This is a genomic window from Bacteroides sp. NGMCC 1.200775 (assembly GCF_040798045.1).
Lineage (GTDB): Bacteria > Bacteroidota > Bacteroidia > Bacteroidales > Bacteroidaceae > Bacteroides > Bacteroides hominis.
The window spans coordinates 269,905-285,537 of record NZ_JASCQK010000005.1; the positions used below are offsets into that span (position 1 = coordinate 269,905).

At 42.1% G+C, this 15,633-nt stretch carries 15 protein-coding genes; 11 read left to right on the plus strand and 4 right to left on the minus strand.

All coding sequences use genetic code 11. The features are described from left to right. Positions 1–14: 14 nt before the first annotated feature. Positions 15–650 carry a viroplasmin family protein gene (locus tag QK890_RS14930; RefSeq protein WP_005779394.1) on the minus strand — a complete coding sequence of 212 codons (636 nt, stop codon included), beginning with the start codon at positions 648–650 and terminating at the stop codon, positions 15–17. A 120-nt stretch (positions 651–770) separates the two neighbouring features. On the opposite strand from QK890_RS14930, the gene QK890_RS14935 reads away from it, so the two are divergent. The 10 genes from QK890_RS14935 (at position 771) to QK890_RS14980 (ending at position 12,427) form a co-directional block, all read left to right on the plus strand. Beyond that, positions 771–1,373: a nitroreductase family protein gene (locus QK890_RS14935; RefSeq protein WP_367627436.1), complete on the plus strand. Its 603-nt coding sequence runs from the start codon at positions 771–773 to the stop codon at positions 1,371–1,373. 599 nt (positions 1,374–1,972) lie between these two features. Continuing rightward, positions 1,973–2,512: a shikimate kinase gene (locus QK890_RS14940; protein WP_005812227.1), complete on the plus strand. Its 540-nt coding sequence runs from the start codon at positions 1,973–1,975 to the stop codon at positions 2,510–2,512. Between the two features lie 147 nt (positions 2,513–2,659). Next, positions 2,660–5,158 carry a tetratricopeptide repeat protein gene (locus QK890_RS14945; RefSeq protein ID WP_032540416.1) on the plus strand — a complete coding sequence of 833 codons (2,499 nt, stop codon included), beginning with the start codon at positions 2,660–2,662 and terminating at the stop codon, positions 5,156–5,158. A gap of 6 nt (positions 5,159–5,164) precedes the next feature. Further along, positions 5,165–6,931, plus strand: coding sequence for an HSP90 family protein (locus QK890_RS14950; RefSeq protein WP_032540415.1), 1,767 nt, complete (start codon positions 5,165–5,167; stop codon positions 6,929–6,931). 8 nt (positions 6,932–6,939) lie between these two features. Next, positions 6,940–8,019, plus strand: coding sequence for a hypothetical protein (locus tag QK890_RS14955; RefSeq protein WP_005812223.1), 1,080 nt, complete (start codon positions 6,940–6,942; stop codon positions 8,017–8,019). A gap of 57 nt (positions 8,020–8,076) precedes the next feature. After that, positions 8,077–9,969, plus strand: coding sequence for a biosynthetic arginine decarboxylase (gene speA / locus QK890_RS14960; protein ID WP_005779381.1), 1,893 nt, complete (start codon positions 8,077–8,079; stop codon positions 9,967–9,969). A 133-nt stretch (positions 9,970–10,102) separates the two neighbouring features. Further along, complete coding sequence (argB, locus tag QK890_RS14965; protein WP_032531031.1) at positions 10,103–10,876, plus strand: acetylglutamate kinase; 774 nt, start codon at positions 10,103–10,105, stop codon at positions 10,874–10,876. 61 nt (positions 10,877–10,937) lie between these two features. Next, positions 10,938–11,447: an RNA polymerase sigma factor gene (locus QK890_RS14970; RefSeq protein WP_005779377.1), complete on the plus strand. Its 510-nt coding sequence runs from the start codon at positions 10,938–10,940 to the stop codon at positions 11,445–11,447. After that, positions 11,437–11,946 (plus strand): hypothetical protein, encoded by a 510-nt coding sequence (locus QK890_RS14975; protein ID WP_005779375.1) that lies wholly within the window; start codon positions 11,437–11,439, stop codon positions 11,944–11,946. The genes QK890_RS14970 and QK890_RS14975 overlap by 11 nt, the downstream gene beginning before the upstream one ends. 4 nt (positions 11,947–11,950) lie before the next feature. Continuing rightward, complete coding sequence (locus tag QK890_RS14980; RefSeq protein WP_005779373.1) at positions 11,951–12,427, plus strand: DUF4252 domain-containing protein; 477 nt, start codon at positions 11,951–11,953, stop codon at positions 12,425–12,427. Positions 12,428–12,614: 187 nt separating this feature from the next. Here the strand turns inward: QK890_RS14980 and QK890_RS14985 are convergent, their stop codons facing one another. Together QK890_RS14985 and QK890_RS14990 are read right to left on the minus strand one after the other, a co-directional pair. Beyond that, positions 12,615–13,394, minus strand: coding sequence for a head GIN domain-containing protein (locus QK890_RS14985; protein WP_005812215.1), 780 nt, complete (start codon positions 13,392–13,394; stop codon positions 12,615–12,617). Between the two features lie 18 nt (positions 13,395–13,412). Then, positions 13,413–14,147: a head GIN domain-containing protein gene (locus QK890_RS14990; protein ID WP_005812213.1), complete on the minus strand. Its 735-nt coding sequence runs from the start codon at positions 14,145–14,147 to the stop codon at positions 13,413–13,415. A 120-nt stretch (positions 14,148–14,267) separates the two neighbouring features. On the opposite strand from QK890_RS14990, the gene QK890_RS14995 reads away from it, so the two are divergent. Then, complete coding sequence (locus QK890_RS14995; RefSeq protein WP_005812209.1) at positions 14,268–14,966, plus strand: SprT family zinc-dependent metalloprotease; 699 nt, start codon at positions 14,268–14,270, stop codon at positions 14,964–14,966. Between the two features lie 195 nt (positions 14,967–15,161). On the opposite strand, the gene QK890_RS15000 is transcribed toward QK890_RS14995, so the two are convergent. Next, a complete protein-coding gene (locus QK890_RS15000; RefSeq protein ID WP_122142622.1) occupies positions 15,162–15,560 on the minus strand; it encodes a hypothetical protein in 399 nt (132 codons plus the stop codon). Between the last annotated feature and the right edge of the window lie 73 nt (positions 15,561–15,633).

Below are 15,633 nucleotides of genomic sequence, written 5' to 3' on the forward strand. Positions count from 1 at the left end.
ATACGATACAATCCTTATTTCCTTCCGAAGTCTGCCGGGATTTCTCCCCATTGCTTGGTTTCCCACTTCAATATTGGGGTGGAATATTTATTTTCTTTAAGCCATTTTTCTGCACGTTCTATCAATCCGAACAATTTTTCTGTTTCAGCGGTCCGGGGAAGTTTTGTCTTGCATTTTTTTTGTTTTACCCAGCTGATTGCATTTGCGCTATCGCTATAGATAGGCATGTCGAATCCTTTCTGTTTCAGTAAAGCGAGTCCATGTACCAATGCCAGAAATTCGCCAATATTGTTAGTCCCCTTCATCGGGCCGAAATGAAAAATCTCTTGTCGGCTTGCGACGTGAACGCCACGGTACTCCATAGGTCCAGGATTACCACTGCATGCTGCGTCTACTGCAAGGCTGTTTTCAATGACCGCTGCCGGGAGTGTGTCTGGGGGGGTAGGGGAATCAGCTGTTTTCTTCTTAGCATTCTTGCCGATATAAGCATAAGGTGATGAAGCAAAAGCACGTTCTGCTTCCTCCCGGTTATCGAAAGATTTATATTTGGCACTATCATATCCTTTCACCTGCAGCTGACATTCGGTCCAGGATGTATAAATGCCGGGAGTTACTCCATCCCATACAACGTAATATTTTTGTTTGGCCATACTTGGTGTTTTCAGCTTATTGGGCAGTAAAGGTACGAATATATTCTATTACCGAACAACTTTCGTTTATAGGTTGTTTTAATTTCAAAGAACCAATGTAAAAAAGAAAGGAGTATTTTTATGAAAAAATCCTTCGAAGAGGCCCTCAAGCATAGAAGGACCTATTATTCGATAACAAATCAGTCTCCGGTTTCTGATGAGGAGATAGAGCGGATTGTCAATCTTGCTGTAACCCATGTGCCCTCTGCATTTAACTCTCAGTCCACTCGTGTAATGCTGTTGTTGGGTGAGAATCACAAGAAACTATGGCATATTGTAAAAGAAACATTGCGAAAGATTGTTCCACCGGAAGTTTTTAAAACGACTGAAGCTAAAATTGATAATTCTTTTGCCAGTGGTTATGGAACTGTTTTATTCTTTGAAGACCAGTCGGTTGTGAAGGGGCTCCAGAATGCTTTCAGTAGTTATAAAGATAATTTTCCGGGGTGGTCGTTGCAAACGTCTGCGATGCATCAGTTGGCGGTTTGGACAATGTTGGAAGATGCCGGTTTTGGAGCTTCCCTGCAACATTATAATCCACTAATTGACGAAGAAGTGCGTCATACCTGGCACCTACCGGAAGAGTGGCACTTGATTGCCGAAATGCCGTTTGGACTTCCTGTGCAAGGACCGGGTGATAAGGATTTTAAAGATCTGGATTCCAGAGTGAAGGTCTTTAAATAAGGTATATTCATTTAACCTGAAGGATTAATATCGTTTTATCTTTGGTAAGAACTTACTGAGTAGCGTTACATGGCTTTGTCTGCAATGTGTTATGATTAAGTTTGTTATGAAGAAGAACAGTGCCCTTATTCCGGCCCGGGTAGCTGTGCCCATGGGCCCGCATACCCGGGCTCATGGGCACAGGTATACGGGCTCATGGGTCTGCGTACCCGGGCTGGGATAAAGAAAGAAGCATAAACAGAAAAGGTATTAAGGAAAATAAAATGGTATAATAGGCGAATATAGATAAGGAACTAATGGTATGCTATTGGGAATCAGTGGTGTATTTCGAGTTTTACTTAAAAAAAGAGGGTGGAAGATGGAAGATAGAGGTGGAAGATAAATGCCTTGAAAATGCGATCTTCCACCTCTTTAATTTATTGATAACCATCTGCTAATGTTCCGAAAGGTGGAAGATGGAAGATCGAAATGCATTTTTTGTATGAGGGGTACGTATAGGATTGTTTTTATTTTCATGCTTGCATGCGAAAAGTTACCATCCGGGTTATTGGTTGTTCTATTAATAAATATCTATCTTTGCACCAAAATGCCGTTTGCTTATGATTCGTATATTTCTGACCGGCTATATGGGGGCCGGGAAAACTACGTTAGGAAAAGCTCTCGCACGAGAACTACATGTCCCATTTATCGATCTGGATTGGTATATTGAAGAACGTTTTCACAAGGCGGTCGGAGAATTATTTACCGAGCGGGGAGAGTCCGGCTTTAGGGAACTTGAAAAGAGCATGTTACATGAGGTTGGTGAATTTGAAGATGTGGTAATCTCTACAGGGGGAGGAGCGCCTTGCTTTTTCGACAACATGGAGTATATGAACCGGGTTGGTACTACTGTTTTTTTGGATGTAGACCCCAAAGTGCTGTTTCGTCGGTTACGGGTTGCCAAGCAGCAGCGCCCCATACTGCAAGGAAAGGAAGATGACGAACTGTTTGATTTTATAATACAGGCGCTTGAAAAACGTTCATCTTTTTATCGTCAGGCTAAATATATTTTCTGTGCTGACGAATTGGAGGATCGCAAGCAGATTGAAACTTCCGTGGAACAATTGCGCAAACTTCTGGATTTGCACATAGTAAGCTAAACTCTAAGAAAACTTATTTTCTGATTCGGCAATCATTCTTTTTCTTCTCTATTTTTTGTTCAGTCGACCAATATTACTATCTTGCAGTCGCTGTGAGGTTTTGTGCCTTCCGGTATCTTACAACCCAAATAAAACGATCAGACAATTATGGAAACTTTAAAAGAGAAATTCGAAGCCTTATCCCGTCAAGTCCGGGCATCCGGGAAACCTGCCGCCGCATGGTTCCCTCAGTTTACACCTGCTACATTGCTGAATGCCGAAAACTGGTGGGAAGCACTTGCTGTATGTGAGTACGCATTGGATACACAGGAAGATGAAACGCTCACAGCTGACTTTTTTGAACAGATATTCAGTGCATACGATTGTAATGTAGAGGTGGATCTTAATGAAGAAGAGTATGCTTATTGGTGGGAGAAGGTGATAAGTATATGCGATCGTGTAGCTGTATTTAACGGTGCCGGTTGGTCGCAGAAAGGTGCGCAATATTCAGAAGCCCGTTATGGGACACGTGATCTCAGTCTCTTATTTCCTTATTATGAGAAGGCGGCAGCTATGGGAAGTCCGGAAGCTGAGGCAACCGTTGCCTATTGGCGTTATATGGGCTTCTATTGTGAACAGGATAAAGCGGAAGGAGAGCGCCGCTTTGAGGCTCTGTCTTCACCCGAGGCTGTGTTATGGGGAAAATACTACCGGGCCTATGCCGAACAACACACCGGTAGTAAAGAGAAAGCTTTGCTTATGCGGAAAGAACTGCTTGGTGAACTCCCTGAAGGACACCGTCTGCGTGCTCATGTTTATGCCGCTATGGGCGATGCACTGGACGTAGAAGAAGGAAATGTGGCCGAAGAGGCAGCATGCTATGAGAAGTCTCTTGAACTTGTTCCTAATTTATATTCTCTCAAGAATCTGGCTACGCTCTATTTCCGTTATCCGGAACTTGGTAAAAAGAAAGAGCTGGCGTTTGAGTTATGGGAGAAAGCCTGGCATGCCGGTGTATGGTCTGCAGCCAATTTCCTGGGGTATAATTATCAGGAAGAAGAGTGGCTTGACATGCCTAAAGCCATTGAATGGTTGGAGAAGGGAATGCTTTACTGCGAATCGTATTGCGCCTATGAATTAGCTTTGATTTACCTTTATAATGATGAGTATAAAAATGTAGAACGTGGTTTGATGTGCCTGCAGCGTTGCATTGACGATAATTATGTAGAGGCTTTTGAGACTCTTGCTAATATTTACTTTAACGGTGAATTGGTGGAAGAAGATATCCAACGTGCACGGCAGTTGCTGGAGAAAGCTATTGAATTGGGGTCCGGTAATGCGGCCTACCGTATCGGTTGGATGTATGAACGCGGATTACTTTCCGAAGATCCGGATTACCTGAAAGCCATGGAGTATTATGAGAAGGCGGCATCTATGAATAATGCTGACGGATACTCCCGGGCGGCTCTTTATCTGGCTAACGGATACGCCGGTGTTACGGATGCTGAGAAGTCAAAAGCCTATTATGAAAAGGCTGCGGGGTTAGGTTCATGCTTTGCATTGGTAGAGTTAGGATTCTTATATGAAAATGGAGATGTGGTAGAACAGAATTATGGGAAAGCTTTCGAATTGTTTCAGAAAGCCGCTGAGGAGGAGTACCCTTATGCGATGTATCGTGTAGGTCTTTATTTGGACAGAGGAATCATCGGTGAACCACAACCCGTAGAGGCATTCGCTTGGTATGAAAAGGCGGCCGGAAGGGGAGACGGAGATGCAATCTTTGCTCTCGGACGTTGCTATAAGAATGGGATTGGTACGGAAGAGAATCCGGATAAGGCTCTCGAATGGTTTGCTAAAGGGGCGGAGAACAACGAACCGCGTTGCCTTACGGAGTTAGGACTGGCTTATGAATATGGCAGTGGGGTAGAAGAGAACCCGCATCAGGCAGTTGAATATATGACCAAAGCGGCCGAACAAGATTATGGCTACGCTCAGTTTAAGATGGGAGATTACTATTTCTTTGGTTATGGCGCTTGTCCGGAAGATAATAAACAGGCTGTGGAGTGGTATGAGAAGGCGGTCGCCAATGATATTCCCTTAGCTATGCTGCGCATGGGTGAGTACTATCTCTATGACTATGACAAACTGAATGAATCGGAGAAGGCTTTCAACTACTTTAAAAAAGCTGCTGAGTCAGAATGTTATAACGAAGGGCTGGGAATCTGCTACGAGATGGGAATCGGGGTGGAGGACAATGAAACCGAGGCGTTTAAATATTACACGTTAGCTGCGGACAGTGGAAATGTCATGAGTATGTACCGCACCGGATTGTGTTATTACAATGGAGTCGGTGTAAAACAGAATTATGCAGAAGCCTACCGTTGGTTTAATGATGCTGCCGGAAATGAGAATGTGGCTTCTTACTATTATTTAGGCAAAATGCTGATGTACGGTGAAGGTTGTGTGCCCGATGCGGAAACAGGTATTCAATGGCTGATGAAGGCTGCAGAGCATAACAGTGATAAAGCACAGTTCGAATTGGGTAATGCTTATCTGATGGGAAACGGAGTAGAGGAAAATGATGAGATTGCCATGGAGTGGTTTGAGAAGGCTGCTGAGAATGGAAATGAGAAAGCCTTGAAGATTACAGGAAGAAGACAACGCTAAAGTAAAATGGAAAAAGAAGGTAATAATCTGTTTCAGGTCAATCTAAAAGGGATGATTGCCCTGTTATCAGAACATATTTATAGTAACCCGAATACCTTTGTCAGGGAGTTGTTGCAGAATTGTGTAGATGCTATTACCGCACTTCATAATATCGACGAAAGTTATGCCGGGCGTATTGATGTTTTTCTGAAAGAGGACGGTTCGGTGGTCTTTCAGGACAATGGGATCGGCTTGAAAGAAGAGGAAGTCCATCGTTTTCTTACGGTTATTGGTGAAAGCTCGAAGAGAGATACCCCCGATGCAGACGATTTTATCGGTCGGTTCGGCATAGGCTTGCTGTCTTGTTTCGTGGTGACCAATGAAATTAGGGTAGAGAGCCGGTCGGCAATGGGAGGAAGCCCCGTCTGCTGGTGTGGAAAGGTGGATGGCACTTATCAGACCACTTTTCCCGAAGAAGAGTGGGCGATAGGTTCAAGGGTCGTGTTGTGCCCCAAAAGTGAGTGGACTCATTTGTTTGAGTATGAAGTGTTCAAGAAAATACTGATCAGTTATGGAGAGGTGTTGCCTTACCCGATTTATCTGCATCGTGGAGAGGAAGAAGAACTGGTTAATACCCCGTCACCGGTCTGGCTCAATCCGAAAGCTACCCGAAAAGAGTTATTGGACTATGGGACGAAGGTTTTTCAGTCGTCTGCTCTTGATGTCTTTCGTATCCGTACAGAGAGCGGGCGGGTAGAAGGCGTACTCTACGTATTGCCTTATCGTACACAATTTTCTGTACGTAACTCGCATAAGGTGTATTTGAAGCGGATGTTGTTGAGTGAAGATGATTGTAACCTTTTGCCCTCATGGGCATTCTTCATTCGATGTTTGGTAAATGCCGACGGGCTTCTTTCTACTGCGTCGCGCGAGTCGTTTGTCAGCAATGATTTATTGAAAGATGCCCGCAAAGAGATCGGGGTTACTATTAAGGAGTATCTTCGAGGATTGGTGCAGAACAATCGATCGGTGTTTGACAAAATACTGGATGTCCATCATTTCCATATTAAAGCCATAGCTTCGGAAGATAATGAACTGCTACGTTTGTTTATGGATTACCTGCCCTTTGAAACGAACAGGGGAATACGAAGTTTCGGGAGCATCCGTTCGGCGGGGAATACCATTGGCTATACACGTAATCTGGAAGACTTCAGGCAAGTACGGAGAATAGCCGGTGCACAAGGCCGGTTGGTGATCAATGCTGCCTATACATTTGATGAAACGCTGTTAAAGAAGTATGCCCGTCTTAATCAGGAACTGACTTTGGAGGAGATCTCACCCGCTCGTCTGTTGGAGCAGTTTGCTGAAGTGGAAGGTAACAAAGAACACCGGGCCTTTGAGGCAAAAGCCAGTGAGCTGTTGAAACGTTTTGGCTGTATCTGCCGCTTGAAACATTTTACACCGGTGGATACTCCGGTTATATTTGTGGCCGAAGAGAAAGAAGAGAACAGCAAAGTCGCCAATAATCCGTTGGCAGCAGTACTGGGTTCGGTAAATGCTAAAAAACGCTTACCGCCTACATTGACTTTCAATGCCGATAACGAGATGGTACAGACATTACTGCAAATTCAAGGAGACAATAAACTGTTTCAGCATGTAGTGTGCATTCTTTATGTACAATCGCTGTTACAAGGCAAATATCCTGTAAACAGTGAGGAAATGGAACTTTTCAATCACTCTCTTTCTGAACTGATGACTACTAAAATGAATGATTTTATAAACTTCCTCAATTAAACAAAAGTATGAAATACACACTTGAGATACAAAAGCTACTGTTGCAGGCACAAAATGATAACCTGCATCCCCGTGAGAAAGCCAATCTACTGAAAGAGGCTGTTCGCATTGCAGATGAGAATGAAGATATACAATGGGCTGTAGAGATGAGGCTGGACCTTATCTATGAATTGAATCTCCTCTCGGCAGATGCTGAAGAGATCGCGGTGTTCTCTAAAATCCTGGACAACTATGAAAACCATAAGGATTTGATTAATGAGGATGATATCTTATGGAAATACAAATGGATATGGTCTTGTACCTTTGATCTTCCCAGTATACCGATGGAGCAGGTGGAAGCGGTAGGTGAAGATTATAAAACCCGTATTTTGCGCAATGGTTATTCATTGCGTACATATTATCACCGGTTGTCTGTGGAATACACTAAAATGAGGGAATATACGAAAGCCAAAGATTACATAGATAAGATGCTGGCGGAAAAGATGGATGACCTGACTTGTGAAGCTTGTGAGCTGAACTTCATGTTGGATTATTATCTTGAAACTGGACAGTTTGAAGAGGCCTATAATCGTGCGCAACCTTTAATTTCCAAGCAAATTTCTTGTTACGAAGCCAATCTGAGAGCTTATCTGAAATTGGCATATTATGCTTATAAAGCCGGGAAGCCGGAGATAGCGGCGGATATGCGTGCACGGGCCGAAGAAGCTTTGGCGGGAAGAGAAAAAGATGAATATCTGCTTCTTTATCTTGGGCTATTCATTGCTTATTATTTTATGACTGATCCGGACAGAGGCTGGGAGTATGTAGAACGTTGTATCCCATGGAGTCTGAATACTAATATGCAGAAAAGATACCGTTTCTCGTGTGATATGGTGGAGGCTCTAAACTACGAGCAGCGTGAAGAGGTCAGTCTGGCTTTACCGGAGGATTTTCCACTTTACCGGGTTGACGGAGTATATTCTGTGGCTGCGCTACGTAATTATTTTTATAGACAAGCGGATGAATTGGCAGGCTTGTATGATGCGCGTAACGGAAATAGCGGATATCAGGAACGATTATTTAATATCAATTTAATTGGCAACCTGTAGATTAATACGTATTTTTGCCGTCCAATTATTTATTAAAAACAACTGAATAACAGAAAAATGAGAAAGTGGCGTATTGAAGATTCTGAAGAACTTTACAACATCACAGGTTGGGGGACTTCATACTTTGGTATTAATGACAAAGGTCATGTTGTTGTTACACCGCGAAAAGATGGCGTAGCCGTCGATTTGAAAGAATTGGTCGACGAGTTGCAGTTGCGTGATGTGGCGGCTCCTATGCTGGTGCGTTTTCCGGATATTCTGGACAACCGTATTGAAAAGACTGCCTATTGTTTTAAACAGGCATCCGAAGAGTATGGATACAAAGCCCAGAATTTTATCATCTATCCGATTAAAGTGAATCAGATGCGCCCGGTTGTTGAAGAAATTATCAGCCATGGCAAGAAATTTAATTTGGGCCTTGAAGCCGGTTCCAAGCCCGAACTGCATGCAGTGATTGCTGTCAATACGGATTCTGACTCTCTTATTATCTGCAACGGCTATAAAGACGAAAGCTATATTGAGCTTGCTTTGCTGGCACAGAAGATGGGTAAACGTATCTTTCTGGTAGTTGAAAAGATGAATGAGTTGAAGCTGATTGCCCGCATGGCAAAGCAGCTGAATGTACAGCCTAATATTGGTATCCGTATCAAATTGGCTTCTTCAGGAAGCGGAAAGTGGGAAGAGTCAGGAGGAGATGCCAGTAAGTTCGGACTGACTTCCAGTGAGTTGCTTGAGGCACTTGACTTTCTGGAAAGTAAAGGCATGAAGGATTGTCTGAAACTGATACACTTCCATATCGGAAGTCAGGTGACAAAGATACGCCGTATCAAGACAGCATTGCGTGAAGCTTCTCAGTTCTATGTGCAGCTCCATGCGATGGGTTTCAAAGTGGAATTTGTTGATATTGGCGGTGGTCTTGGAGTTGATTATGACGGCACCCGTTCGTCAAGTAGTGAGAGTAGTGTCAATTACTCTATTCAGGAGTATGTCAACGACTCTATTTCCACGTTAGTGGATGCCAGTGACAAAAACGGTATTCCCCATCCCAATATTATCACTGAGAGTGGCAGGGCTCTGACTGCACACCACTCTGTCTTGATTTTTGAGGTACTTGAGACGGCTACTTTGCCGGAATGGGATGATGAAGAGGAGATTGCTCCGGATGCGCATGAACTGGTACAGGAACTTTATGGCATTTGGGATACATTGAATCAGAACAAGATGCTTGAAGCATGGCATGATGCCCAGCAGATACGTGAAGAGGCACTCGATCTGTTCAGCCATGGTATCGTAGACCTGAAGACACGTGCTCAGATAGAACGTCTTTACTGGTCTATTACTCGTGAAATCAATCAAATTGCCGGTGGACTGAAACATGCTCCCGATGAATTCCGCGGATTGTCTAAATTGTTGGCTGATAAATATTTCTGTAACTTCTCACTTTTTCAGTCGCTTCCGGATTCTTGGGCGATCGACCAGATATTTCCGATTATGCCCATTCAGCGTTTGGATGAAAAACCGGACCGCTCGGCTACCTTGCAGGACATTACCTGTGATTCCGATGGAAAGATAGCCAATTTTATCTCTACCCGGAATGTAGCACATTATATGCCGGTACATAGCCTGAAGCAGAAAGAGCCTTACTATGTAGCGGTCTTTTTGGTAGGGGCTTATCAGGAAATCCTGGGAGATATGCATAATCTGTTTGGAGACACGAATGCGGTGCATGTTTCTGTCAATGAGAAGGGGTATAATATCGAACAGATTATTGACGGGGAAACGGTCGCAGAAGTGCTCGATTACGTGCAATATAACCCGAAAAAGCTGGTTCGTACTCTTGAAACATGGGTAACAAAATCTGTAAAAGAAGGGAAGATTTCTGTAGAAGAAGGAAAAGAGTTCCTTTCCAATTATCGTTCGGGCTTGTACGGATACACATACCTTGAATAAATAAAAAGAACTATCATTTTATAAATGACGAGCTACAAGTTACGAATACTGCACATGATATCAGTCTCGTTTCTTGTAGCTCGTGGCTTGTAACCTGATGGAGTATAAATCGTAATTTGTAAATAGAAAGAATATGAAGGAAAAACTGACAGTCATTAAAGTTGGTGGCAAAATCGTAGAAGAAGAAGCTACATTGAAGCAGTTACTGGATGATTTTGCTGCCATTGAAGGGCATAAGGTACTTGTTCATGGAGGGGGACGTTCGGCTACAAAGATAGCTGCTTTACTGGGGATTGACAGTAAAATGGTCAATGGACGCCGTATAACCGATGCGGAGACACTGAAGGTTGTGACAATGGTCTATGGTGGGTTGGTAAACAAGAATATTGTAGCCGGATTGCAAGCCCGTGGGGTCAATGCCCTGGGGCTGACCGGAGCGGATATGAATGTAATCCGTTCGATGAAGCGCCCCGTAAAAGAGGTCGATTATGGATTTGTCGGGGATGTAGAGCAGGTAGATGCCACATTGCTTTCTGATTTGATTCATAAAGGAGTGGTTCCGGTGATGGCACCGTTGACGCATGACGGACAGGGGAATATGCTGAATACGAATGCAGATACCATTGCCGGAGAAACGGCGAAGGCTCTTTCTGCTATTTTTGATGTGACTTTGGTTTATTGTTTCGAAAAGAAAGGCGTGCTTCGTGATGAAAATGATGATGAGAGTGTCATCCCCCAAATTAATCATGCTGAGTTTCAACGCTACATTGCCGAGGGGGTTATTCAGGGAGGCATGATACCGAAACTTGAGAATTCTTTTGAAGCAATAAATGCAGGTGTGTCTGAGGTGATAATAACCTTAGCGTCAGCCATTCACAAAGGTGGAGGAACCCGGATAAAAAAATAATTCAAAAAAAAGAGGAATACATCTGTAACTTTTCACCAACTCACCCGTCAACTTAATAGAGATGCAAGAAATCAGCTTCCGAGACGACATATTGCCATTGAAAGATAAACTCTTTCGTTTGGCACTCCGAATCACCTTCGACAGGGCCGAAGCAGAGGATGTTGTTCAGGATACGATGATTAGAGTGTGGAATAAACGTGAAGAGTGGACACAGTTCGGATCTATTGAGGCTTATTGCCTGACTGTGGCGAAGAATCTGGCCATAGACCGAAGCCAAAAGAAAGAAGCTCAAAATGTGGAACTCACACCGGAAATGGAGGAAGAATCCGAAGCATCCGGTCCTTATGATCAGTTGATTAATAAGGAACGAATGTCAATCATCCATCGTCTGATTAACGAACTTCCTGAGAAGCAACGGCTTATTATGCAGTTGAGAGATATAGAAGGGGAAAGCTATAAAGAAATAGCGAAAATCTTGAATCTGACAGAGGAACAGGTAAAAGTGAATCTTTTCAGAGCAAGACAAAAGGTAAAACAAAGGTATTTAGAGATTGATGAATATGGATTATAAGTATATAGAACAGCTTTTAGAGCGATACTGGCAATGTGAGACTTCTTTGGAAGAGGAATCGGAATTGCGGTCTTTCTTTTCGGAGGAAGAGGTACCCGCTCATTTGCTCCGTTACAAGGACTTGTTTGTTTATCAGGCAGTTCAACAGGAAGCAGGGCTGGGAGAAGACTTTGATGAACGTATTCTGGCTCAGGTAGAGGCACCTGTAGTAAAAGCAAAACGTCTGACGATGGTTGGAAGGTTTATGCCTTTGTTTAAGGCTGCCGCCGTGATTGCGTTGATTTTGTCATTGGGCAATGTAGCGCAACATACATTCTTTGCCGATGAGGCTTTGGATTATAATTATGATGCTTATAAGGACACATACGATGATCCCGAAGTGGCTTACAAACAAGTTTCTTCTGCTTTGATGATGGTGTCTGAAGGTATAAATAAATCACAGGATCAAATCGCCGGAGATAGTGTGAAGGTTGAATCGATTCGAGTGATGAAGGAATAAAATAATGAAGAGCGTTCTTTTAATGTGCTGGATGGCATTGCTGTCTGTGGCTGTTTCGGCCCAGGACTTTGCTTCACGTTTTATGGCTGAACATAAGGCGGATTCTAATCTGACTTGTGTTACGATCAGTCCGAAAATGATGGAGGAGATAATGAAGAGCGATGCTGAGAAAGATAAAGAGGTGCTGGATATGATCTCTAATCTCAAGAGTATGCAGGTGCTTACTTCCGATGTGGAAGGAAAAAAGTATTTTGATGCAGCTTTGAAGGTGGTTGAGAAGAATACCGGAAGGTTTGAATCGTTTCTTTCTTTTAAGGATAAATCTGAGAATTGTCAGATTATGGTTCGTAAAAAGAAGGATACAATTGTTGAACTGGTGATGCTAATGCACGAAAAGAATCATTTTGCTGTAATAAACTTTACCGGAAATATGAGTCCGGAGTTTATTGCACAGATAAAGAGACATTTTCATTTGCTTTAAACATATAATATAGTTAGTGTGCTTAATTAAAACAACTTTTTGATTTGAGGCTGTGAAGTTTCAATTCTCTCAATTTCAATAAAAAACTAACTAAATAAATGGGCTACCGCGTGATGCAGTAGCCCTTTTATGTTTATGCTACGTCGTCTTCATAGAGCGAAGTTAAACTAAGAGAGAGTTTCTATATTTAAAGTTTTCGTAATCCTCTTTTTGAAAAGTTTATTTGCGGATTACCTTTGTATGCCACACTTCCACTTCCACTGACACCTCCTGTCAGGTTTTCAGTAGCATGACATTTTATGCTGCCCGAACCACTGATATGTGCATTGACATCTTCTGTCTTTAAATCTATGGCATTAATATCTCCCGAACCTGCAATACGATACTCGGCTTTGCCCGATTTGCCGTTCAGCAATACATTTCCCGAACCTGAAATATTTGCTTCTGTGCATGGTACATCGATTTTTTTCAAATTGATGTTTCCTGAACCGTAAATATGCGTTGACAATTTTGTACAAGAGAAATTGGTTCCATTGATGTTCCCCGATCCGTAAATGCATATTTCTAAATCGTCGTTGCTCTCCATTCCATTTGTAAAGGTCGTGTTTCCTGAGCCATATATGGATAAATGGTTTAATGATGGAGAAGATACTCTGATTTCCAGTTTTCCGCTATTGCGGATGGAGCTATTCTTTTTAAATTTAACCACCAGTGTTTTTCCTTCAACAGTGGTTTCCAATAACTGGACGATGTTGTCGGGACCATAAATCTGTACAGTGGGAGTTCCTTGCTTTTGTGTATAAACAATATCCGAACTGCTCATTGATTTAATTTTGCTGAAAGAACCGACTCTTATGTCTTTAGTGATATAGTTTGAACTTCCACTCACCTGCTTTGTCTGTGAACAGGCCCCAATGATTAATAACAGCATGGAAATTGTAAGGCATGATAATAATTGTTTTTTCATGGTCTTGTGATTATTGTATCAGATATTCTTAATAGTTCCCACTCCTTTTTTATTGAGTGATTTTATGGTAGGATTACCTTTATACTTAATGCTTCCCACTCCTCGTACAGCTGCATTGATAGATTCTACTGCGTTGCAGGTAATATCTCCTACACCCTGTGAACTGGCTTCTACTATATTGGCCTGCAGGTTTCCGGCTTCTATATTGCCTACCCCTTTAGAGTGAAGAGTAGCTGCCTGAACTGTTCCTTCAAGTTTTACATTTCCTACACCCATTGATTGCACATTTAAGCTACTGCAGATTAGTGATTTAATTTTTATATCACCTACTCCTTTGCTTTCCACATAGAGGTTGTCGGTAGTCAAACCGTTATCAATATGTACATCACCTACTCCTTTGAAGGAAATACTGTTTAAAGTTGGAGATGTAATTGTTATCTTCATCTTTTTGAAGTTGCGTACCTTTTTCGATTTATCGATGCTTAACAATAAGGTACTATCTTTTACAGCTACCTGTATTAACGCCACAATGTTATCCGGCCCATAGATTTGTACGTCTGTTTTTCCATCTGCGGATTGTGTGTAATAGATGTCACCTACGGTCCCCGCGTCAATTTTGTTGAACTCCTTCACTTTATAATCTCTCGTGATGAGTTTCTTACTGGGTTGAATACCTTCACCCATATATACGCAACTGCTCAATAACCCTGCTGTTAACAGTAATGTTGACAACATTTTAAAGATTGTTTTCATTTTATTTCGTTTTTAGAGGTTTCTATTAGTTTAGACGTAGGTTGAGTAGGAAAAGTTGCATCTATCTTTCTTTTTTCTGCAAAATAATCCGTTTATTTGTATTTATAATTAAGAACAACATTGGATAAGATTATTGAAGATAAGGAGTTAGGACGTCTGATCGTACGTGATAATGTGCGTGCCAAGAGACTCGTTTTTCGTACAAAAGCTGATGCGATCTATGTTAGTATACCTCCGGGAGTTACGATGAAGGAGGTAAAGGAGGCGATAGAGAAATTACGTTCCAGATTGTTGGATTCCAGGCAGAAGTTGATACGTCCTCTGATTGACCTGAACTATCGGATCGAGACAGAATACTTCAAGTTATCATTGGTTAGTGGTAAGAGGGAGAAATTCTTGGCTCATTCCGAATTGGGAGAAATGCGGATTATTTGTCCCCCGACGGCCGATTTTACAGATTCTAATTTACAGGACTGGCTTCGAAAAGTGATTGAAGAAGCTTTGCGACGGAATGCAAAGATTATCTTGCCTCCCCGGTTGTATATGCTTTCGGAGCGGTATGGGTTGCCTTACAAAAGTGTTCAGATAAATTCAAGTCGTGGACGATGGGGAAGCTGCTCTTCTCACAAAAAGATAAATCTCTCTTATTTTCTTGTATTATTGCCAAAGCATTTGATAGATTATGTTCTTTTGCACGAACTTTGCCATACTTGTGAGATGAATCATGGAGATCGCTTTTGGGACTTGCTAAATGGGCTTACCGATGGGAAAGCTTTAGAGCTGCGCGAAGAGTTGAAAAAATATAAGACTGAGATTTGACATTGCAATCACAAAACAGATGTTGTAAGAATCCTTTCCACCAAAGATTACACTGATTGTTACAGATTGATTGCCGGCATTGATAATCGGTTTTGGGCTTTTTCATCTGTGCGAATCGGAATAATTCTGTAGTGTCTTTTGATATCTCCCTTTACAGTCTTTTATACCCTATGCGGTCAGGAAAAAAACGTCTTTCTATTTTTGTGGTAGCTGTTTGATACCGTCAATATCCTTTTCAAAACGGTAAGTACCACCTTTTTCACTCAGATCAAATGCGGCTACTGTTTCAGTCTGATTATTTACAATCATCAGTGCACTTTGCTCTGCGAAGCGTCCGACTTCGATAGCAGTAGGCTCTTCTTTAATCTGTTTATTCATGATCAAGCTGTCATTGACAAACAGTGAGATCGAATCACCCACGAAGCCTTTTGTCAGCTGAATGGAGTACGTTTCACTAAAGTGACGGACAGCTTCTTTTTTCCGTTGCAATCTCAGACTCATATATACAAAGATGACTACGACAAATATGACGGCAAATGCTAAAATGCCGTTTCCTACCATAAATTGCTTGTTAGTGTTAAGACGATGTGCCATAATACTATATTCTTTAATATTCGGGGTAAAGATAGCAAATCTTTTTGTATCTCATTTGTTTTTGTGTAAGTAT